The organism is Staphylococcus sp. Z5-21 (assembly GCF_056529615.1).
Genome location: NZ_CP096462.1, coordinates 1773174 through 1794931, shown reverse-complemented (window position 1 = coordinate 1794931; position 21758 = coordinate 1773174). Strand labels below are relative to the sequence as shown.

Below are 21758 nucleotides of genomic sequence, written 5' to 3'. Positions count from 1 at the left end.
TAAAACTTAATAATTTATTACTGTATACATTGTTCGTATTTTGCTATAATGAAAATCATATCTAACTTTTTAGAAAATTCAAAATTTAAGGGGGACCATGATGTGAAACAAATAAACAAGCTTTTGGTAGCCAATCGTGGTGAAATAGCAATAAGAATTTTTAGGGCAGCGACAGAATTAGATATTAAAACAGTTGCAATTTATTCAAATGAAGATAAAGGATCTTTACATAGATATAAAGCAGATGAATCTTATTTAGTAGGCAAAGATTTAGGACCTGCTGAATCTTATTTAGATATAGAAAGAATCATTGATGTTGCTAAGCGTGCAGATGTAGATGCGATACATCCTGGTTATGGCTTTTTAAGTGAAAATGAAACATTTGCTCGTAGATGTCAAGAAGAAGGAATTAAATTTATTGGTCCACGTGTTGAACATTTAGACATGTTTGGCGATAAAGTTAAGGCAAGAACAACAGCAATTAATGCGGATTTAAGAGTCATTCCAGGTACGGATGGTCCTATTGATAATCAAGAGGATGCGATTGCATTTGCTAATGAAGCAGGTTACCCATTGATGATTAAAGCGACAAGTGGTGGCGGCGGTAAAGGTATGCGTATCGTACAATCGGAAGATGAATTAGAAGACGCATTCCATCGAGCTAAATCTGAAGCGGAAAAATCATTTGGTAATAGTGAAGTATATATTGAAAAATATATAGACAATCCGAAACATATTGAAGTACAAGTTATCGGTGATGAACATGGTAATATCGTACATTTATATGAACGTGATTGTTCTGTACAAAGACGACACCAAAAGGTAGTAGAAGTGGCACCTTCAGTTGCATTGTCAGATGATTTAAGGGAACGTATCTGTGAAGCAGCAATCCAATTAATGGAAAATATTGAATATGTCAATGCGGGTACGGTGGAATTCCTTGTATCGGGCGAAGAATTCTACTTCATTGAAGTTAATCCGCGTGTTCAAGTGGAACATACGATTACTGAGATGATTACAGGTGTTGATATCGTTAAAACACAAATACTTGTTGCTGATGGTGAAAATCTATTTGACGAAGAAATAAGTATGCCAAGTCAAGCAGATATTAAAACATTAGGATATGCGATTCAATGTCGTATTACTACTGAAGATCCAACAAATGATTTTATGCCAGATACTGGACGTATCATAGCTTATCGTTCAAGCGGTGGTTTTGGAGTGAGATTAGATGCTGGTGATGGATTCCAAGGTGCAGAAATTTCACCTTATTATGATTCGTTATTGGTAAAATTATCTACACACGCTATGTCTTACAAACAAGCAAATGAAAAAATGGATCGTTCATTACAAGAAATGCGAATCCGTGGTGTGAAAACCAATGTTCCGTTTTTAATTAATGTTATGAGAAATGAGCAATTTAAAACAGGTGATTATACTACTAAATTCATTGAGCGGACACCTGAGTTATTTGATATTGAACCGACATTAGATAGAGGTACAAAAACGTTAGAATATATTGGTAATGTTTCGATTAATGGATTTCCAAATGTAGAAAAACGACCTAAACCGATCTATGAAACATCGCCAATTCCACAAATCCCTAGAAAAGAAATAGCAAAATTAGAGGGAACGAAACAAATACTGGATACTAAAGGACCTAAGGCAGTAGCAGAATGGTTAAAAGAGCAAGACGATGTATTAATCACCGACACTACATTTAGAGATGCGCATCAGTCATTATTAGCTACACGTGTGAGAACAAAAGACATGATGAATATTGCTTCTAAAACAGCTCAAGTAATGAAAGACAGCTTTTCATTAGAGATGTGGGGCGGTGCAACTTTTGATGTTGCGTATAATTTCTTGAAAGAAAATCCATGGGAACGCTTAGAAAGATTAAGAAAAGAAATTCCAAATGTTTTATTCCAAATGTTATTACGCGCCTCAAATGCTGTTGGATATAAAAATTATCCAGACAATGTTATAAAAAAATTCGTTAAAGAAAGTTCAGAAGCTGGCATAGACGTGTTCCGTATCTTTGACTCTTTAAATTGGGTTGATCAAATGAAAGTGGCCAATGAAGCTGTACAAGAAGCGGGTAAAATTTCGGAAGGGACGATTTGTTATACAGGAGACATATTAAATCCAAATCGTTCGGATATTTACACTTTACAATACTATGTTGATATGGCGAAAACACTTGAACGTGAAGGATTCCATATATTAGCGATTAAAGATATGGCGGGATTATTGAAACCTAAAGCTGCCAATGAACTAATTGGAGAATTGAAAGCTGCGGTTGATTTACCAATTCACTTACACACACATGACACAAGTGGAAATGGTTTATTAGTGTATAAACAAGCTATAGATGCAGGTGTAGACGTCATTGATACTGCAGTAGCTTCTATGAGTGGTTTAACAAGCCAACCAAGTGGCAACTCTTTATATTATGCATTAAATGGATTTGATAGAAATATGCGTGCAGATGTAGATGGTATGGAAGAGTTATCACACTATTGGGGTACAGTACGTCAATATTACAGTGATTTTGAAAGTGATATTAAATCACCTAATACTGAAATTTATAAACACGAAATGCCTGGTGGTCAATATTCGAACCTAAGCCAACAAGCTAAAAGTTTAGGATTAGGCAATCGATTTAATGAAGTAAAAGAAATGTATAGACGTGTGAACTTCTTATTTGGTGATATTGTTAAAGTAACGCCGTCATCTAAAGTTGTAGGTGACATGGCATTGTACATGGTACAAAATGATTTAGATGAAGATACTATTATAAAAGATGGCTATAAATTGGATTTCCCTGAATCAGTTGTGTCATTCTTTAAAGGTGATATTGGACAGCCAGTTAATGGTTTCAATAAAACGTTACAAAAAGTTATTCTCAAAGGGCAATCTGCCATTACAGATCGACCAGGGGAACATTTAGATCCTGTTGATTTTGAAGCAGTAAGAAAAGAATTAGAAGAAAAACAAGAGAGAGAAGTAACAGAACAAGACATCATAAGTTATGTGCTATATCCTAAAGTTTACGAACAATTTATAGCAACACAAGAACAATTTGGAAATGTGTCTCTTTTAGATACGCCAACATTCTTCTTTGGTATGCGTTCAAATGAAACGGTTGAGATTGAAATTGATACAGGTAAACGTTTAATCATTACACTTAAGACAATTACGGAACCAGATGAAAAAGGTATACGTACAATCTTTTATGATATGAATGGTCAAGCGCGACGTATCTTTATTCAAGATGAAAATGTTAAGGCGAATGAAAGTGTTAAGCCAAAAGCAGATAAATTAAACCCAAATCATATTGGTGCACAAATGCCAGGTTCAGTTACGGAAGTGAAGATTGCTGAAGGAGAATCTGTAACGAGTGGTCAAGCGTTATTGATTACTGAAGCTATGAAGATGGAAACAACGATTCAAGCACCGTTTGATGGCGTTGTTAAAAAAGTTACAGTACAAAGTGGTGAAGCAATTGAAACAGGCGACTTATTGATTGAAATTGAAAAAGAACCTGTTGATTAGTTTAAAAATAAAAAGCAAGCTCAGTTTTCTTAAAAACTGAGCTTGCTTTTTATGTGATTATATACCCAAAACGTTAATTATCCGCCACTTCGAATTGTACGTAACATTAATATGATAAAGTATGCGATTAATCCGAAGAGTAATGTAATAAACAATGCATGTAACAATGCGATGAATAAATTAACTTCAGTAATAATGGATAATGCGCCTGTTGTTACTTGTAAGATAACTAAAATAAATGCCGCTGTATAACCGTAACGAATTGTACGATTTTCTCTATAATTGTTTACGGCGTGGATAAATGTAATTAAAATCCAAATAAAGGCAATGAGTGCCATACCTCTATGTGTTAAATTTACCCAATCCTGAACATTATGTGGCATTAAATCATTAAACGGTAATGGCCATTGACCATACGCTAAACTTGCTTCTTTATGTCTTACTAAAGCACCTGTATATATCGTCATATAAACAATGAGTGCCATAATCCATGTATAAATTCTCAATGGTTTTCTAATAAACAATTCATCAGCTTCATATTTACGGTCAACTTCATATATAATTAAAGTTAATACAAATACAGATGAAAAGGAAATTAAAGAGATACCAAAGTGAAGTGCTAATACATATGCATTTTGTTGCCACATTACTGCTGCCGCACCAACTAAAGCCTGAATTAGTAAGAAACCAACACTAATACAAGATAATGGTTTAACTTCTTTGATATAACCAATATGTTTCCAAGCAACAATAACCAACCATAAAACGACAATTAATGATAAGCCAGATACTGCACGATGACTTAATTCAATTAATGTTTGAATTGGTAAATTTTGAGGTAAGAACGCGCCATGACAAAGTGGCCAGTCAGATCCACAACCATCTGCTGAACCTGTTTTTGTTACTAACGCGCCACCAAGTTGAACAAAAGCCATTATGACTGTTGCTAACACAGATAACCATTTAAGGTTTTTTTTGCTAAACAAGAATTAACCCCCCACTTTAAAAATATAATAATGAAAATATTTAATTACGCCCAGTAGTGCTAAAAGCAACTTAGGTATACATAATGATACATCTCATTCATATATTTTTATATGTTCATAAATCTTAAATTTTATTATAACAATAAATAGCAAATAAAATGTGTCACAAAAATGACTTTTTGCTAATGTCGATAAAGTGTCACAAATATCTTTACATTAATGTAGTCAATCGAACAAAATTAATATATCATTGTATTATATGAAAAAAATAGGAGGGAAATTATGAACAAAGAACAAACTTTGGCGCATAATTCTAGCCGTGTAACTTTTAAAGAGTTACAGCAAATCATCAAAATGGGCTTGGTTCAAGGGAATTTAATTCCTGCATTTGCTGGATCATGGTTAGCGATTGTGTTGGCAAATCATTCCTTCCTCTCGTCAATACCACAAATCTTAATGATGTTAGTGGGCTCTACGTTAATTATGGGGGGCGCATGTGCTTTAAATAATTACTACGATCAAGATATTGACAGTATCATGCCAAGTAAACAACAGAGACCTACAGTTAATGAAAGAATTTCAAATAGAAATTTATTAATTCTCAGCTTTGGAATGATGCTCATAGGGGAAGCATTACTATTTGCACTCAATATACCTTCAGGCGTTATTGGTCTATTGGGCATTGTTGGTTATGTATCATTTTATTCAATTTGGTCTAAAAGACATACGGTTTGGAATACAGTCATAGGCAGTTTTCCAGGAGCAGTTCCACCGCTAATTGGTTGGACAGCGATAGAAGGAAATATAAGCTTAGTAGCCGTTGCACTATTCTTAGTTATCTTCTGTTGGCAACCGATTCATTTTTATGCTTTAGCAATTAAACGTAAGGATGAATATTCATTAGCAAATATACCAATGTTACCATCAGTTAAAGGATTTAATCGTACGAGAGTAAGTATGTTTTTCTGGTTAGTTGTCTTGTTACCACTACCATTCTTATTAAGTAGCTTAGGTGTTACATTTATTGTGTTAGCTACTTTATTAAATTTAGGATGGCTGTACTTAGGATTAACAAGCTTCAAAAAAGATACAGATCAAACAAAATGGGCAACAAAAATGTTTATATATTCACTAAACTATTTAGTCGTTTTCTTCGTACTCGTTGTTGTCATCTCGCTCATTCAAATGTTTTAATAACTTATGATAAGGATGTATTATATGAACTTACCAATTTTACCCACAATCAGTACAAGCTTTATTGTAATTAGTGCAATCCTTATTGCAATAGGTTGGCGTCAAATATGGAAAAGAAAAATTGAAAGTCATAAAAAGGTAATGTTGGCTGCAGCATTTTTTGCACTAGCATTCTTTATCATTTATGCTTCAAGAACAATTTTTATAGGTAATACTGCATTTGGTGGTCCAGATTCTATCAAAATTTATTATACAATTTTCTTGATTTTCCACATTAATTTGGCAACAATCGGGGGCATTTTAGGACTTGTACAAATCATTACCGCCTTTAAAGATAAATTTAAGGTACATAGATTTGTTGGACCTATAGCATCGATTGTCTGGTTCTGTACAGCTATTACAGGTGTAGCTGTATACCTATTGCTTTACGTATTATATCCAGGTGGCGAGACAACATCGCTACTTAAAGCAACGTTTGGATTATAATAATCATAAATAAAGCGTTAGTTTTTTAAAAGGCATATAAGAGGAGTCATCTCAATGAGATGACTCCTCTTTGTTTTGAATAGCTAACAAGATAATTAGCGTTCTGTATATCTTTTTAAGTGCTTGGCTGTAAGCGACGCATTTATTTGAAGTAAACCTTGAGGTTCCCCTTGATAAAGTAATTGGCCTCCTTTTTCACCTGCAAATGGTCCGATATCAATAATCCAATCAGCATAAGTCATCATCGTTAAATTATGTTCTATAATAACAACTGTATTGTGTTCATCGATGAGTCGTTTAAAGCAATCTATTAATATGGGGATATCATCTTCATGTAAACCAGTCGTTGGTTCATCAAAAACAAAGATATGTTGGTGGACAGTCTTTGTTAAGTATTTACTTAATTTGACTCTTTGTACTTCGCCACCAGACAATGTATCAAGTGTTTGTCCCAATGTCATATAGTTTAAACCAGTTGATTTTAAAGCTTGGAGTGGTTGAGCGATATCCTTATTTTTATTGAAAAAGGTGATTGCTTCATCAACCGTTAATGCTAAAATATCAGCAATATTATACCCCTCCACTTTAGCATCTAACACTTCTGGTTTGTATCGTTTACCATGACAAACATCACATGTTTGTGTGAAATCTGGCATAAAGGCTAGCTCTGTTTTGATAATGCCTCTACCGTGGCATTCAGGACAAGCACCTGCAGAATTATAGCTAAACAACGATTTCTTTAAACCGGTTGCTTCACAAAAATATGAGCGCACATCATCAAATATATTTAAATAAGTCAATAAATTGGAGCGACTCGAAGCATGCGCTGGTTTTTGGTCTATAAAAATGGTATCTGCTAGCGCTTCTAAACCTGCATGGATTAACGAACTTTTACCAGAACCCGCAACACCAGTTACGACAGTCATAGCTTGTTCAGGCAGTGTCACAGTCATATTCTTAATATTGTTACGAGAAACATTCTTTAAATTTATGAAATTTGAAGCGCTTAAATTCGGTGATTTTAATTGGTGCGTTCTGCGTAAAGCATCACCAGTATGTGTTGTTGAATTGAGTAACTCATGATAACTACCTGTAAAAGTAATGTCACCACCATATTTGCCAGCTAAAGGACCTAAATCAATAATATGATCGGCTATTTTTATAACATCTGGGTCATGTTCGACTACTAAAACTGTATTCCCTTTATTTTTCAAGGACAGAATAATTTCATTAATACGCTGAATATCTTCTGGATGAAGTCCAATACTCGGCTCATCAATAATATATACTAAATCACTCAACGCACTGTTTAAATGTCTAATGAGTTTAATTCTTTGTGATTCTCCACCTGATAAAGAGGTGGTTTCTCTAGATAAAGTTAAATAATTTAAGCCGATATAACTCAATGATTCTAACTGCTGTTGCAATGGTTCAATAATGACATTTGCTTTTGGTGAATCAATTTTTTTGATGAATTTTAAAGCATCATCAATTGATAAATTTGTAAAATCAGCAATATCTAAGTTATTGATTTTACACTTTAAAACTGAAGTGCTCAGTCTTTTTCCGTGACAAGTAGGGCATTTTTTAGAAGTAACCACTCTATCAATCGCTTCTTTAAATTTATTTTTTTCAAAGTTGTCATTCAATAAAAATGAACGTCTAAATCTATGGATGAGACCTTCAAATTTTGCAGTCTTAGGCCAGTTTTCTGGTGGGTGTTTAATTTTCATTGGCTTAGCGTACAAGAAGGTATCTAGTTCTTCTTTGGTAAAATGTTTTAATTTTTTATCGTTGTCAAACAAACCAGAATATAAATAGCGTTTTCCTCGCCAACTATCTGGTCTGAAAGAAGGGAAACGTATCGCATCTTCATTGAGCGATTTATTAAAATCTAATAATTCATGTAAATCAATGTCCTCAACGTAACCAAGCCCTGAACAAGTTTCACACATACCTTTAGGATTATTAAATGAAAAGATATCTGAGTAACCAACAAACGGTTTGCCAATTCGTGACCAAAGTAATCTCACAGATGCATAGATGTCCGAGATTGTACCGACTGTAGAGCGAGAATTTCCACCTAATCTTTTTTGATTTATAATCATTGCCACTGGTAAATGTTCGATTAAGTCGACCTTTGGTTTTGAAAATTGAGCTAGTTGATGTTGTATGTATGTTGAGTAAGTTTCGTTTAAAAGCCGTTCTGATTCTGCGGCAATTGTATTAAACACTAAAGAAGATTTTCCTGAACCCGAACGCCCAGTAAAAACAGTTATTTGATGTTTAGGTATATCAACAGAAATATTTTTTAAATTATTTTGCTTTGCGCCATGTATACGTATCATTGACATGCATTTTCACCTCTTATTTCATAGTATACCCAAAGTTGAGTTGTGTATTACCTTAATTTGTAATAGAGCGTAATATGTTGAAAATCTGTCGTATTTTACAATATACTTCTAATATTACGACGGCATGCCTTGTTTGTGATATATTGAAACATGTACAATAAATGAAAGAGAAGTATAGGTGGGTGAGCGATGAAAAAATTAATAATTAAAATTATTGGTGTACTGTTATTAATATGTTTCTTGATTTACCTTTTTTACTCACCACGTTTAAAGTTTGATGTTTTGGAGAATCCTAATAAAGATTCAACGAAGACTACTCAAAATGAAAATATTAATAAAAATGAGGAATCAGTTGAAAATCCGATGCCAAAAGAAGGTATCGGTACGTGGGTAGGTCAAAACCTAAAAAAACTTACAAATACATATGGGCAAGCTGAACGGGTTTATTCATATAAAGGTGATTTTAAAAATTATATATTTAAAGAGCATAATCAATATTATCTTGTTACAACAAAGCATAATATTATTAAATCTGTGTACGCAACTGGTAAAGATGCAAAAGTTGATCCATTAAAGATTTCCGATAATGCATCACATGTTTTTGAGAAATACAGTATTAATCCTGAACCAACGATTAAAGTTGATGGTAAAGAATATGAACTTGAATTATCTGATTTAGATATGAAGACGCAAACACTTATAAAGTTTAAAAATATTTATGCACAAATTTATATTGACCAACAATCAAATGAAATTGTAGCTGTTAGATATTTAGATAGCGAAGCCTTAGCAGCCTTTAAACCATATCAAATGTTAAGTTCTCAAGAAGATAAAGAAGTTCAAAGTGAGCATGATGATTTGCCCTATGAGCAAAATTCAAATCAATTGATGACATTATATGAAATTACAAATGAAATGAGAAAGTTAAAGGATGCCAAGCCACTTAAAATTAACAATGATATAGCTCATATTGCATCATTTAACTTGTATGAAGCTACAGGGACTGATAGTGTTGAATTTACAGAAGATGCTTTAAAACAACAGTTGAATGAACAAAAAATATCATTTGTCTCCACGAGTCAAAACGTAGGATATGATTTTAATGAAGTACCTACGTTGATTCATAGTTGGTTAAATTCGGATATCCATAGATCAAGGATGTTAAATTCAAAATATAATGAAATGGGTGGCGAAGTAACAAATGGTTATTACACACTTATTTTCGTAGAGGATAAATAGAAAGGAGATGGACGACGATGATTACAGAAGAAACTTTAACAGTGCTAGATGAAATAGAAATGCTCAGTGATAAAATATTACAATCTCGATTATATAAAGCATACAAAACAGCTGAACAGACATTAGCCAATGATGATGAAGCGCATCTACTTTATCAAGCTTTCTTAAAATCTAAAGAAAAATATGATGAAATTATGCGGTTTGGTAAATATCATCCAGATTATCAAAGTGTCATGTTAGAAACACGTATACGTAAACGTGCATATGAAATGCTTGATGTAGTGATGGATTATAAACAAAAAGAAGTTGCTTTGCAGGAATTGATAGATCAAGTTATTGTGAAAATTGCTTACGCAGTTTCTGAGAATGTGAAGATTGAAGCGGGCAATCCATTTTTCCAAAAAGAATCAGGTGGTTGTGCCACTGGCGGTTCATGTGGTTGTTCATTATAAAAGATAGATTGGAATTTTTAAGAAAATAGTAAAGGAGGCAGAGCGCTAACAGGACTCTGCCTCCTTTTTTGTGAATTTAATCAGATATTGAAATCATTGTAAATAGCACTTGTCGTTTATTTTATAATATTTATTTGGGATACGTATTTTTAAATCTTTCTGCTAAATCAGGTCGATCAGTGACTAAGGTATGTGCACCATAAAAGATTAAATCATTCATCATATCTAAATTGTTAACACCATAGTAGCCTGGAACAATATTTCGTTCGTTTAACCATTGTATAAACTTGGGCGATGTTAGCTTAATCCCGTTAAAAGAAACAGGCATTTGAAACGTATTCGCACGAGGTTGGAAAGTATTGCCAAGACCTGTGAAGAATTTCAATACGCCTTCAGCTACTTCATTTTGACTTGCACCAATCGCCACAGTACCATGGCTAATTATATTAAATCTTTCAATTTGTTGACTGTGAAAACTTGTCACTAAAACGCGTTTTTGTGCATGGTGTGCAACGATGACTTCATAAATGATTTCTGGCGCTAATTCACCTTCTTTGCTTTTGGGGTCATCTTTTAAATCCACATTAATTAATTGATTTGGATAATGTTTTAATAATTCATCAAATGATAATATTTTGGCATCTTCATGTCCACGATAAACTTTAGTACCATTAATATCGGTGAATCGATAACCTGCATCTAGTTGTTTTAATTCTGCTAAAGTATGTTCAGATACTTTACCTGATCCATTTGTAGTACGATCAACAGTAGCATCATGAAATACTACAAGTTTATGGTCTTTCGTAAGTCTGACATCTGTTTCAAAACCATCTATATCATGTGCGACTGCATTATCAAAAGCAAGCTTAGTTTGCTCTGGTCTGACAGCCATACCACCTCGATGTGCAAAAATATATGGTGCAGTTCTAGAAAAGAAAGGTGGTATACTTTGATTATGCGGTTGTGTTTTATATTTATTAATAAAAATTAAACTTCCTACCAAACCGACTGTGCCTAAAAATCCAGCTTTAATTATGTTATTAATTTTTGTCACGAGCCTTCCTCCTCAAATTTGGGTATATAGAGTAATATAGCAAAAGTTCATGCTACATCAAAATAATTATTATTTATAAAATGGAAAAGCCATGATATTATATAATAGCTAATAAATGGAGTGATGAATAAATGAATATTGTACCAAGAACAAGTATAATTATATATCTAAAACATATGAAGCATGAAAGACAAGTACGTAAATTCGGGCATATTGTCAGTACTAATGGACAAGAGAGATTTGTTGTCATGTACATTAATGAAGACGAAGCGGATCAAATTGTTGATAAATTAATGAGATTAAAATACGTGAAGCATGTTGAAGGTTCACCTTATAAATATTTGAAGAAAGTTTATGAGAAAGAACAGCATGAAGTTTTATAATATGAACTTAACGATACTGCTGCATACTGACTGAAGCAGTTGCTATATCAGCGTTAACAATAGGGAAGCCACAATAGTATATGCAATAGCTATAGTGGCTTTTTGTTATATTATTGCAAAGGTGGAATCCATCTTTGTAAGCGCAAGACACTTGTTAAATAATTAAAATATAATTCAGTGTCGTGAAATCGTTCGGTGGGCTGGACGTCAACAGCTTTTATATTGACGTGATATTTTTCAGCCTGGTTATTTATCAGTTCAAATTTTTTATTGGAATCAGGGTAAGGGTATTTCACTGCGTTAAGCATAATATACATTGCTTGGAAATGTTGTTCACTGGTTGGTTGCATGATGATAGCGACAGATGAACGTGCGTGTGCACAATTTGGAGAATGAAAATAAACGATATGTGCTATACGTTGGTGGTTATATTCTATTAATGTATTAAATTCGAATAAATCTGTAAGGCCTTCTCCGAGCTTTATAAATGATTGTTTCAAAATACGATGCCTCCTTATCTGCAGTATGCATTATATAAAATATATTTTGAGAATGGAAGTGTAAATCATATGAGAGTAATTTCTGGAATACATAAGAGTAAGGCGCTTGAGAGTTTAGAAGGACGCAATACTAGACCGACAATGGATAAAGTAAAAGAAGGTATATTTAATAGTTTACACGAAGTTTCTGGCATTGGTCTTGATTTATTTGCTGGTAGTGGAGCACTTGGAATTGAAGCATTATCTCGAGGCATTGACCAAATGATATTTGTTGATCAAAATTTTAAAGCTGTAAAAGTCATTAAAGCAAATTTAAAAAACCTTAATATTGATACACAAGCAGAAGTATATAAAAACAATGCTGATCGTGCTTTAAAGGCCTTAGCCAAACGAGAAATACAATTTGATGTAATATTTTTAGATCCTCCTTATGAAAAAGGGTTAATTGATGAAGCATTGGAAGGTATTGCAAAGTTTAATTTATTAAAAGAAAATGGTATTATCGTTTGTGAGTTTAAACATCATGAAAAAATCAAAACGGAGCCATTCCATGAGATAAAACGTTATCATTATGGTTTGACAGACACTTTGTTATTAAAAAAAGGAGATTAATATGTCTACAACTAAAGCAGTCATTCCAGGAAGTTTCGATCCGATTACATATGGTCATATCGATATCATAGATAGAAGTGCGGATCGCTTTGATGAACTACATATTTGTGTATTGAAAAATAGTGGTAAGTCAGGCACATTTTCAATAGAAGAACGTATCGCGCTGATTGAAGAATCAGTGAAACATTTGAATAACGTAACAGTTCATCATTTCAATGGTTTATTAGTCAATTTTTGTGACAAAATTGGAGCAGAAACGATTATAAGAGGATTAAGAGCTGTGAGTGATTTTGAATATGAATTAAGACTTACATCAATGAATAAAAAATTAAACAGCAATGTAGAGACAATGTATATGATGACGAGTACAAATTATTCATTCATCAGTTCTAGCGTTGTGAAAGAAGTTGCAGCATATAAAGCAAACGTTTCAGACTTTGTACCTGTACATGTTGAAAAAGCGTTAAACGAAAAGTTTAAAAAATGATAAAGAACCACTTACCAACTTGTTGGTTAGTGGTTCTTATGCAATTGCAAGGCAATTGTAAACCAAAGTAGCTTACCAACTTGTTGGTTAGTGGTTCTTATGCAATTGCAAGGCAATTGTAAACCAAAGTAGCTTACCAACTTGTTGGTTAGTGGTTCTTATGCAATTGCAAGGCAATTGTAAACCAAAGTAGCTTACCAACTTGTTGGTTAGTGGTTCTTATGCAATTGCAAGGCAATTGTAAACCAAAGTAGCTTACCAACTTATTGGTTAGTGGTTCTTATGCAATTGCAAGGCAATTGTAAACCAAAGTAGCTTACCAACTTGTTGGTTAGTGGTTCTTATGCAATTGCAAGGCAATTGTAAACCAAAGTAGCTTACCAACTTGTTGGTTAGTGTTACACAGTAGCTGACTGAAGCTAAATGCACACAAGCATGTTTTTTAGCATTCTAGTCAGCCTTGTGGGGGCGGGACAACGAAATCATTATTAAAAAGCTGATTTCTGTCCCACTCCCTTATGCAATTGCAAAGCTAAATGACCATGCTTGGTATTTTAATCCGTATCAAATCCGTATCACTGGTGTATTAAAGTCGTTTGCAGTTTGGCCTGAAATAAGGTTGTAAATTTTAGTAGCATGTATCTCATTAGTAAATAAATTTGCGTTTTGTTTATTGACTTGCGTCACAAAGTTTCTTTCTGGAAACGATTTTTTAATTTGTTTTAAATACTGTTGTCCACGTTCAGACATGCCTAGGATACGCACAGCGTTAATTGACGCAGGCTCATCATATTTTTTAAAATTTAAAAGTATATTCATAAGTAAACGCTGAATGTGCGTATAGGTATAACGTTTCGTTTTTAATAGTGTCATTAAATGTTCAAAACTTGTCGCTCGTTCAATAGTTTGAAGTATGCGATTTTCAATGCCTTCACTCATGGTATAAATCTGTGCTAATGATGTGGCATCTTGGCTTAAAATTGCATATTTTAAATAATTGAATGTATCCTCAATAGAGATATGAGGTCGTTCATAGTGCTTATGTATCTCAGATGGTACGACATCTTTCCAATGATCCGTTTGATTCATTAATGATTGACGAATAGAAGTGCCGCTTGCAAATGTTTGGTGAGAGATTTCATTATCGTGATGGGCAGACTGAAATCGGGAAATCGTCCATGGTTGTATTGATGGTGCGTATGTTTGGATTGCTCTCACATAAGAAAGGCCTAATGTATTGTTGGGCGATGATAGCAAGTCATTATCAGTAATCAGTTCGCTTAAGATTCTTGGGTAGCTTTTGCCTTCTTTTAATTTTTCTAAAAATAGAGGTGATTGCTCAATTTTATCAATAGACTGTGCCAATGATAGAAAGTCATCCATATTACCCGATTCGCTTCCAAATGATAAATGAGAAACATTTAAATAATCTGCTATCTGCACAGCTGTTTTTGCGAAATATTGACCTGCAGACACTGATGCATAAGCTGGAAGCTCTACGGCAAGGTCTACGGCACACAATGCCATTTTTGCACGAGTGAATTTATTGTAAATTGCAGGTTGGCCTCTCATCACAAAGTTTCCACTCATGATTGCTATGGAAATGTCAGAGTTGGTTATTGACTTTGATTGTTGGGCATGGTATAAGTGACCATTGTGGAAGGGATTATATTCAGTGACTAGTGCAACGCTTTTCATTTGCAATTCTTCCTTTCAGAATTCATTATAGATATTGTAACAGATGTAACTGTGTTAAGAAAAAATCTTGACAACTTATATCTATAAAGTTAAAATAAATTTTGTGCTTGTTAGAGGTGAAGCCATATGAAATGGTCAATAACACAATTAAGAAAATTCCAAGATAAACCTTTTGAATTCCATCAAACGGTTAATTTTGATCATTTAGTAAAATCATTAGATTTAATAGATTTATCAGATATTGATGTTGAAGGTGAATTAACCGTCAGATCAAGTGAAGTCATTGCAGATATGCATTTGACTGGGACGTATACGATGTCTTGTGCACGTACTTTAGTTCCTGTTGAAGTTCCTATTGATATCAAGTCTCAAGAGATTTTTGATTTAGAAGGATATGAGCAGTTTGAAAATGATGAAGATGAAGATGAACATTACCATGATGCAACAGACGGTATGATAAATCTAAAAGATATTGCTGAAGAACTAGTTATTATTGAAAAACCAATGCGCGTTTTTTCAAAAGAAAGCGATCAGATGTTACGAGAAGGTAATGGTTGGGAAGTTATTGACGAAGAACAAGCGGTTGAAATTGCGAAAGATAAAGCATCTGCTGAATCAGAGCAAATCGATCCTAGGCTTCAAAAACTACAACAATTATATGACGAAGAGCAATAGCGGATTTAGATAATCTATAGTATAATGGATTATTGAATCTGAAATTATCTATTTAGTGTTTGAATATAAGGAGGATTATCATGGCAGTACCAAAAAGAAGAACGTCTAAAACAAGAAAAAATAAACGTCGTACGCATTTTAAAATTTCAGTACCTGGTATGACTGAATGCCCAAATTGTGGAGAATACAAATTATCTCACCGTGTATGTAAGAACTGTGGTTCATACAAAGGCGAAGACGTTGTATCAAAATAATTTCATTTAATTATTAGGCTATATGATAGCCTAATCTAATCGTTCATTAATTATTCACTTGATAATTTTTGAACGATTTTTTATTTTAGAGATAGTTACTCTATATATTCAACTGATAGGTTGTGTGAATCATATGGAAACGATAAATGCACAAATAATTATAAATAAAATTGAAGATCACGATGCGCAGTGGCTTTATCATCATTTTAGTGAATCATTTCAAGAAGTTTCATCTTTTGAAGAACTTGAGAAATTACTAAGTAATTATAATGCACTTAGAGGCGAAAATAATTTATATAGACATCTCAATATTAATCGACAAGATGAGTACATTTGGTTTGATAATAAAATGGCTACAGGTGCAAGTGTCACATTAAATAAGTACCAAGAGATTGTTGGAATGTCCTTATTACCAATTGGTCATAACCATAATGCGAAACATACTAAATATAGCTATACCATTCCAATTAAAGAACCGTGCTTAGTTTATTGGGGTGGAGATAATGAATTAACGAATGACCATCATCGATTTAAACAACAACGTCATGCTTTAGATTTAGTGAGAGTTAAAGATGGTTATACATATAAAGGAAATCCAAATGAATGTGAGAATTACTATAGCTATGGAACATCAATCGTAGCGCCAGCAAATGGGGTAGTAGAGGCGATTGTAGATGGTATACCAGATAACTTACCCGGTGATAGTAATACTGTCCATCCAGAAGGTAATTATATTATTATTAAACATGGGCGTAATGAATATAGTATGATTGCACATATTAAACCATATTCTTTTAAGATTGAAAAAGGTGATATGCTATTGCGAGGACAACACATAGCAGAAGTTGGTAATTCAGGTAATACACCAGAGCCACATATACACTTTCAAGTTATGAAAGATAAGCATATTCAAGCGACACAAACATTAAAAATTCAATTTCAAAATGTTACAGCGCCTGTCAAAGGTGATATAGTAACATATAAAGGTGATAGTATTGTGGTAAAAGAAAAACACGAATTGTCTAAATTAGCAAAAGGCATACGTTCGAACATTACACACCTATTCAAAAGTTGAAAATAAATATATAAAGAGGCTATGTTATGGAAATAATAACTTCAGCACAAAATAATAAAATAAAAAATGCAAATAAATTAAAGAAAAAGCGTGAGCGAGATAAGACTGGCCTTGCGCTTATAGAAGGTTATCATCTTATAGAAGAAGCTTATAAGAGTAATATCAAGATTCAACAGCTCTATGTTGTTGATGCAGATAGAATACAAGATGATATGATAAGTTATGCAGAAGAAGTATTTGAAATTAATTTAAAAGTTGCAGAAGTATTATCGGGAACTGTGACACCGCAAGGATTCTTTGCTGTTATTGAGAAACCTATCTACGAAACTACTAATGCGAAGCAAGTGTTATTAATAGATTGTATTCAGGACCCAGGTAACTTAGGTACGTTAATCCGTACAGCTGATGCTGCAGGTTTAGATTTAATCGTGTTAGAAAAAGGAACTGCAGATCCGTATCAAGATAAAGTAATGCGTGCAAGTCAAGGTAGTGTATTTCACATACCTATTTTAACGACAGAGTTAAGTGGTTTTATTGCTGATTTTGAGGGCGATGTTTATGGGACTGCGTTAGAAGATGCAGTTGTATATAATCAAATACCTAGTCAAGAGACATTTGCTTTACTTTTAGGTAATGAAGGTGAAGGCGTTAATGACAAATTACTCAGTCAAACAACGCAAAATCTAACAATTCCAATTTATGGTAAAGCAGAAAGTTTAAATGTTGCAATAGCAGGTAGTATTGTGATGTATCATTTGAAAGGTTGACCCTATCATAAATCATCGTATATAATAAATGTAATGATATTTAAATATGAACCCATAAAAAGACGTAAACTAAATAGATACAGAAGTAAAAGGGAGATTATCCACGACTGAAAGATAATCCGATGTAGTTAGTTTTTTTCACCTTTTTGGTTACTTAAAGAAATTTAAGTCGGAAATCATTTCCGTTATCAATGACAACAAGTGTATGCTACGGCATAAATTTGGGTGGTACCACGGAAGACTTCGTCCCAGTTTTAAGGGATGGAAGTCTTTTTTTATGCAATTTTAAAATATAAATATAACAACTTAAAATTCAAGTAGGAGGGCTAAGTATGGCACAAACAGAAGCTATGGCTGAAATCAAGCAGCAGGCATTAGTCGATATTAATGAAGCTCAAAATGAAAAAGCGTTACAGGATGTAAAGGTTAAGTATTTAGGAAAAAAAGGTTCAGTTACTGGATTGATGAAACATATGAAAGATTTACCGAATGAAGAGAAACCTGCATATGGTCAACAAGTAAATGAAGTTAGACAAACGATTGAAAAGGAAATTCAAGCACGTCATGAATTACTGGGTAATGAGCAGTTAGAGCAACAATTGAAAGAAGAAAAAATAGATGTAACATTACCAAGTCGTAAAATTGCGATTGGTGCTAAACATCCGCTCACAAGAACCATCGAAGAAATTGAAGATTTATTTTTAGGTTTAGGTTATGAAATTGTTGATGGTTTTGAAGTTGAACAAGATTATTATAACTTTGAAGCGTTAAACTTACCAAAATCACATCCTGCCAGAGATATGCAAGATAGTTTTTATATAACGGATGAAATTTTAATGCGTACACACACATCTCCAGTACAGGCTAGAACAATGGAAAAACGCAATGGTGAAGGCCCAGTTAAAATTTTATGTCCTGGTAAGGTTTATCGTCGTGATTCTGATGATGCGACACATAGTCACCAATTCACTCAAATTGAAGGGTTAGTTGTTGATGAAAATATTAAAATGAGCGATTTGAAAGGTACTTTAGAATTATTAGCTAAACAACTATTTGGTGAAGATAGAGAAATACGTTTACGACCTAGCTATTTCCCATTTACAGAACCTTCTGTTGAAGTTGATGTATCTTGTTTCAAATGTAAAGGTGAAGGTTGTAACGTATGTAAGCATACGGGTTGGATAGAAATATTAGGTGCTGGTATGGTTCATCCTAACGTTCTTGAAATGGCAGGCTTTGATTCAAATAAATATACTGGTTTCGCTTTTGGTATGGGACCAGATCGAATCGCTATGTTGAAATATGGTATTGAAGATATACGTCATTTCTATACAAATGATGTACGTTTCTTAAGTCAATTTAAAGCAGTAGAAGACAGAGGTGAAAAATAATGTTTATTTCTAAAGAATGGTTAGAGTCATATGTAGAAATTAATGAACCAGTTAATGTACTTGCAGAACGTATTACACGTACTGGAATTGAAGTTGACGATATTATTGATTATACAAAAGAGATTAAAAACCTTGTAGTAGGCTATGTACAATCCATAGCTGCACATCCAGATGCCGATAAACTTAATATATGCCAAGTTGATATTGGTGAAGCGGAGCCAGTACAAATCGTTTGTGGTGCGCCGAATGTAGATGCAGGCCAAACAGTGATCGTTGCAAGTGTTGGTGGCAGATTACCTGGTGGTGTGAAAATCAAACGTGCGAAATTACGTGGCGAACGTTCTGAAGGTATGATTTGTTCATTACAAGAAGTTGGGGTGCCTAGTAATTTAGTACCGAAACAATTTGAAGATGGTATATTTGTATTTTCAACTGAAGTTAAACCGGGAACAGATGCATTAGATGCATTATATTTAAATGATCAAGTGATGGAATTTGATTTAACACCAAATAGAGCAGATGCATTAAGTATGATTGGTACAGCCTATGAGACTGCTGCACTATATAATGTTCCAATGACGAAACCTGAAACACAAAGTACAGAAACAAGTGATCAAACGAATGATGAAATTAGTGTCAACATTCAAAATGAAGATAAAGTACCATATTACAGTGCACGCGTAGTGAAAAATGTAACAATTGCACCTTCTCCAGAGTGGATGCAAATGCGTTTAATCAAAGCTGGTATTCGCCCAATTAATAATGTTGTAGATATCTCTAATTATGTATTAATTGAATACGGTCAACCGTTGCACATGTTTGATCAAGACCAAATTGGTTCCAAACATATAGAAGTGAGACAAGCTAAAGCTGATGAAGAGATGACAACTTTAGACAACCAGGAACGTCAACTAAAAGAAAATGACATTGTTATAACAAATGGAGAAACACCTATTGCGATTGCAGGTGTAATGGGCGGAGATTTCTTTGAAGTTACAGAAGCAACGAAGCACGTTGTAATAGAAGGCGCTATTTTTGATCCAGTATCCATAAGACATACATCACGTCGATTGAACTTAAGAAGTGAAGCATCTAGTCGCTTCGAAAAAGGTATTGCAACTGAATTTGTAGATGAGGCCGTTGATAGAGCTTGTTACTTATTACAAACCTATGCTGGCGGTTCAGTAGCACAAGGACGTGTTTCTCAAGGTGAACTTGGATCTTTCGTTACACCAATTGATATTTCAGTTTCAAAAGTGAATCAAACAATCGGTTTTGAACTCAGTGCTGAAGATATTGAATCTATATTTGTTCAATTAGGTTTTGAAACAACTAAAAATAAAGATGTACTCACTGTCATGGTGCCTTCACGTCGTAAAGATATTTCAATTAAGGAAGATTTAATTGAAGAAATCGCACGTATCTATGGTTATGATGAAATCCCTTCAACATTACCTGTATTTGATCAAGTAACACATGGCGCGTTAACAGATAGACAATCTAAATCAAGAATAATTAAAGCGACATTAGAAGGTGCTGGATTAAACCAAGCAATTAATTATTCACTTGTAGATAAAGACAGAGCAAAAGATTTTGCATTACAAGAACGTGAAACAATTGACTTACTCATGCCTATGAGTGAAGCTCACTCAACTTTACGTCAAAGTTTAATCCCGCATTTAATTGATGCAGTTGCTTATAATGTGGCACGTAAAAATAGCGATGTGCGATTATATGAATTAGGTAGCGTATTTTTTGCGAATGGTGAGGATGAACTTCCTGATGAAGTAGAATATTTAAGCGGTATTTTAACAGGTGATTATACAGTTAATCACTGGCAAAGTAAAAAAGAAACGATTGATTTCTTCGTTGCTAAAGGTATCGTTGATAGAATCGCTGAAAAGCTAGATATCCAATTTGAATATGAAGCTGGAGAAATAAATGGACTGCATCCAGGTAGAACAGCTTATGTGAAATTAAATGGCGAAATTGTTGGTTTCGTAGGTGAACTACATCCTAAAACTGAAAAGGACTATGACCTAAAACGCACGTATGTCTTTGAATTAAACTTTGATAAATTAATGTCAGTATCTGTTGGTTATATTAATTATCAAGCAATTCCAAGATTCCCAGGCGTATCAAGAGATATCGCATTAGTGGTTAATCGTGCGACACCATCAGCCAAATTAGTAAACATCATTCATGAACATGGTGGCAATATTTTACAAGAAGCAGAAGTTTTCGATGTCTATGAAGGTGAAAATATGGCAGAAGATGAAAAATCAATCGCAATCCATTTAGCTTATTTAGACACTGAACAAACATTAACGGATGATAAAGTGAACGCTGTACATGAAGCCATATTAGAGGCTTTAAAATCAGAGGGTGCAACGATTAGATAATGATTCACAAACATATATTTTAGATTTGATTTTGTAATATAAGATAAGGGAGTAGGATAGAAATCAAATTTTCTAATAGAAATTTCGAAGTCTCACCTATGCAATCAAGGCAAGGATGACTCGGATAAAGGTTTATTTGAGCTAAAGCGTATGCATAAGTCTAACTAGACTTTTTACGTGGCATACTGATG

General features: G+C 33.7%; 19 protein-coding genes. 14 read left to right on the top strand and 5 right to left on the bottom strand.

All coding sequences use genetic code 11. The annotated features are described in order from the left end of the window. The first annotated feature begins 102 nt into the window (after positions 1 to 102). The gene (locus M1D64_RS08955; RefSeq protein WP_041079076.1) at positions 103 to 3558 is read left to right on the top strand and encodes a pyruvate carboxylase; all 3456 of its coding nucleotides are present in this window, start codon (positions 103 to 105) and stop codon (positions 3556 to 3558) included. A 77-nt stretch (positions 3559 to 3635) separates the two neighbouring features. Here the strand turns inward: M1D64_RS08955 and M1D64_RS08950 are convergent, their stop codons facing one another. Beyond that, positions 3636 to 4544, bottom strand: coding sequence for a COX15/CtaA family protein (locus M1D64_RS08950; protein ID WP_011303402.1), 909 nt, complete (start codon positions 4542 to 4544; stop codon positions 3636 to 3638). 282 nt (positions 4545 to 4826) lie between these two features. On the opposite strand from M1D64_RS08950, the gene cyoE reads away from it, so the two are divergent. After that, a complete protein-coding gene (gene cyoE / locus M1D64_RS08945) occupies positions 4827 to 5738 on the top strand; it encodes a heme o synthase (protein ID WP_002483654.1) in 912 nt (303 codons plus the stop codon). Positions 5739 to 5762: 24 nt separating this feature from the next. Further along, positions 5763 to 6224, top strand: a complete 462-nt coding sequence (locus tag M1D64_RS08940; RefSeq protein WP_011303401.1) for a DUF420 domain-containing protein — start codon at positions 5763 to 5765, stop codon at positions 6222 to 6224. A gap of 95 nt (positions 6225 to 6319) precedes the next feature. Here M1D64_RS08940 and M1D64_RS08935 read toward each other — a convergent pair whose 3' ends face one another. Then, positions 6320 to 8578 carry an ATP-binding cassette domain-containing protein gene (locus tag M1D64_RS08935; protein ID WP_115340631.1) on the bottom strand — a complete coding sequence of 753 codons (2259 nt, stop codon included), beginning with the start codon at positions 8576 to 8578 and terminating at the stop codon, positions 6320 to 6322. Between the two features lie 189 nt (positions 8579 to 8767). Between M1D64_RS08935 and M1D64_RS08930 the strand changes: the two genes are divergently transcribed. Both M1D64_RS08930 and M1D64_RS08925 read left to right on the top strand, forming a co-directional pair. Continuing rightward, positions 8768 to 9817, top strand: coding sequence for a CAP-associated domain-containing protein (locus tag M1D64_RS08930; RefSeq protein WP_037538811.1), 1050 nt, complete (start codon positions 8768 to 8770; stop codon positions 9815 to 9817). Between the two features lie 17 nt (positions 9818 to 9834). Next, positions 9835 to 10269 carry a YlbF/YmcA family competence regulator gene (locus tag M1D64_RS08925; protein WP_041079081.1) on the top strand — a complete coding sequence of 145 codons (435 nt, stop codon included), beginning with the start codon at positions 9835 to 9837 and terminating at the stop codon, positions 10267 to 10269. A gap of 130 nt (positions 10270 to 10399) precedes the next feature. Here the strand turns inward: M1D64_RS08925 and M1D64_RS08920 are convergent, their stop codons facing one another. Further along, a complete protein-coding gene (locus tag M1D64_RS08920; protein WP_041079083.1) occupies positions 10400 to 11323 on the bottom strand; it encodes a glycerophosphodiester phosphodiesterase family protein in 924 nt (307 codons plus the stop codon). Positions 11324 to 11454: 131 nt separating this feature from the next. On the opposite strand from M1D64_RS08920, the gene M1D64_RS08915 reads away from it, so the two are divergent. Beyond that, entirely contained in the window at positions 11455 to 11706 is a 252-nt protein-coding gene (locus M1D64_RS08915) for a YlbG family protein (protein WP_041079085.1), read from the top strand. Between the two features lie 110 nt (positions 11707 to 11816). Here M1D64_RS08915 and M1D64_RS08910 read toward each other — a convergent pair whose 3' ends face one another. Then, the gene (locus tag M1D64_RS08910) at positions 11817 to 12206 is read right to left on the bottom strand and encodes a DUF7147 family protein (protein WP_041079087.1); all 390 of its coding nucleotides are present in this window, start codon (positions 12204 to 12206) and stop codon (positions 11817 to 11819) included. Positions 12207 to 12275: 69 nt separating this feature from the next. Between M1D64_RS08910 and rsmD the strand changes: the two genes are divergently transcribed. Next, on the top strand, positions 12276 to 12818 hold the full coding sequence (rsmD, locus tag M1D64_RS08905) for a 16S rRNA (guanine(966)-N(2))-methyltransferase RsmD (protein ID WP_041079088.1): 543 nt from the start codon (positions 12276 to 12278) through the stop codon (positions 12816 to 12818). A gap of 1 nt (position 12819) precedes the next feature. After that, positions 12820 to 13305, top strand: a complete 486-nt coding sequence (gene coaD, locus M1D64_RS08900; protein ID WP_002483646.1) for a pantetheine-phosphate adenylyltransferase — start codon at positions 12820 to 12822, stop codon at positions 13303 to 13305. A 564-nt stretch (positions 13306 to 13869) separates the two neighbouring features. Here the strand turns inward: coaD and M1D64_RS08895 are convergent. Next, positions 13870 to 15003, bottom strand: coding sequence for a nucleotidyltransferase (locus M1D64_RS08895; protein WP_041080338.1), 1134 nt, complete (start codon positions 15001 to 15003; stop codon positions 13870 to 13872). A gap of 126 nt (positions 15004 to 15129) precedes the next feature. Between M1D64_RS08895 and M1D64_RS08890 the strand changes: the two genes are divergently transcribed. The 6 genes from M1D64_RS08890 to pheT all read left to right on the top strand — a co-directional run bounded on the left by M1D64_RS08890 (position 15130) and on the right by pheT (position 21567). Continuing rightward, positions 15130 to 15678: a YceD family protein gene (locus tag M1D64_RS08890; RefSeq protein WP_002483644.1), complete on the top strand. Its 549-nt coding sequence runs from the start codon at positions 15130 to 15132 to the stop codon at positions 15676 to 15678. Between the two features lie 80 nt (positions 15679 to 15758). Further along, positions 15759 to 15932: a 50S ribosomal protein L32 gene (gene rpmF / locus M1D64_RS08885; RefSeq protein WP_011303391.1), complete on the top strand. Its 174-nt coding sequence runs from the start codon at positions 15759 to 15761 to the stop codon at positions 15930 to 15932. 133 nt (positions 15933 to 16065) lie between these two features. Continuing rightward, positions 16066 to 17007 (top strand): M23 family metallopeptidase, encoded by a 942-nt coding sequence (locus tag M1D64_RS08880; RefSeq protein WP_002483643.1) that lies wholly within the window; start codon positions 16066 to 16068, stop codon positions 17005 to 17007. Between the two features lie 26 nt (positions 17008 to 17033). Next, positions 17034 to 17774, top strand: coding sequence for a TrmH family RNA methyltransferase (locus M1D64_RS08875; protein WP_069825780.1), 741 nt, complete (start codon positions 17034 to 17036; stop codon positions 17772 to 17774). A 332-nt stretch (positions 17775 to 18106) separates the two neighbouring features. Further along, the gene (gene pheS, locus M1D64_RS08870; protein WP_002483641.1) at positions 18107 to 19165 is read left to right on the top strand and encodes a phenylalanine--tRNA ligase subunit alpha; all 1059 of its coding nucleotides are present in this window, start codon (positions 18107 to 18109) and stop codon (positions 19163 to 19165) included. After that, positions 19165 to 21567: a phenylalanine--tRNA ligase subunit beta gene (pheT, locus tag M1D64_RS08865; protein WP_210124642.1), complete on the top strand. Its 2403-nt coding sequence runs from the start codon at positions 19165 to 19167 to the stop codon at positions 21565 to 21567. Before pheS ends, pheT begins: the two co-directional genes overlap by 1 nt. Positions 21568 to 21758 lie beyond the last annotated feature (191 nt).

Bases quoted from the DNA above. Each gene is read 5' to 3' on its own strand.
- cyoE (WP_002483654.1), top strand. From the start codon at position 4,827: ATGAACAAAGAACAAACTTTGGCGCATAATTCTAGCCGTGTAACTTTT.
- M1D64_RS08940 (WP_011303401.1), top strand. From the start codon at position 5,763: ATGAACTTACCAATTTTACCCACAATCAGTACAAGCTTTATTGTAATT.
- M1D64_RS08935 (WP_115340631.1), bottom strand. From the start codon at position 8,578: ATGTCAATGATACGTATACATGGCGCAAAGCAAAATAATTTAAAAAAT.
- M1D64_RS08930 (WP_037538811.1), top strand. From the start codon at position 8,768: ATGAAAAAATTAATAATTAAAATTATTGGTGTACTGTTATTAATATGT.
- M1D64_RS08925 (WP_041079081.1), top strand. From the start codon at position 9,835: ATGATTACAGAAGAAACTTTAACAGTGCTAGATGAAATAGAAATGCTC.
- M1D64_RS08915 (WP_041079085.1), top strand. From the start codon at position 11,455: ATGAATATTGTACCAAGAACAAGTATAATTATATATCTAAAACATATG.
- rsmD (WP_041079088.1), top strand. From the start codon at position 12,276: ATGAGAGTAATTTCTGGAATACATAAGAGTAAGGCGCTTGAGAGTTTA.
- coaD (WP_002483646.1), top strand. From the start codon at position 12,820: ATGTCTACAACTAAAGCAGTCATTCCAGGAAGTTTCGATCCGATTACA.
- M1D64_RS08895 (WP_041080338.1), bottom strand. From the start codon at position 15,003: ATGAAAAGCGTTGCACTAGTCACTGAATATAATCCCTTCCACAATGGT.
- M1D64_RS08890 (WP_002483644.1), top strand. From the start codon at position 15,130: ATGAAATGGTCAATAACACAATTAAGAAAATTCCAAGATAAACCTTTT.
- rpmF (WP_011303391.1), top strand. From the start codon at position 15,759: ATGGCAGTACCAAAAAGAAGAACGTCTAAAACAAGAAAAAATAAACGT.
- M1D64_RS08880 (WP_002483643.1), top strand. From the start codon at position 16,066: ATGGAAACGATAAATGCACAAATAATTATAAATAAAATTGAAGATCAC.
- M1D64_RS08875 (WP_069825780.1), top strand. From the start codon at position 17,034: ATGGAAATAATAACTTCAGCACAAAATAATAAAATAAAAAATGCAAAT.
- pheS (WP_002483641.1), top strand. From the start codon at position 18,107: ATGGCACAAACAGAAGCTATGGCTGAAATCAAGCAGCAGGCATTAGTC.
- pheT (WP_210124642.1), top strand. From the start codon at position 19,165: ATGTTTATTTCTAAAGAATGGTTAGAGTCATATGTAGAAATTAATGAA.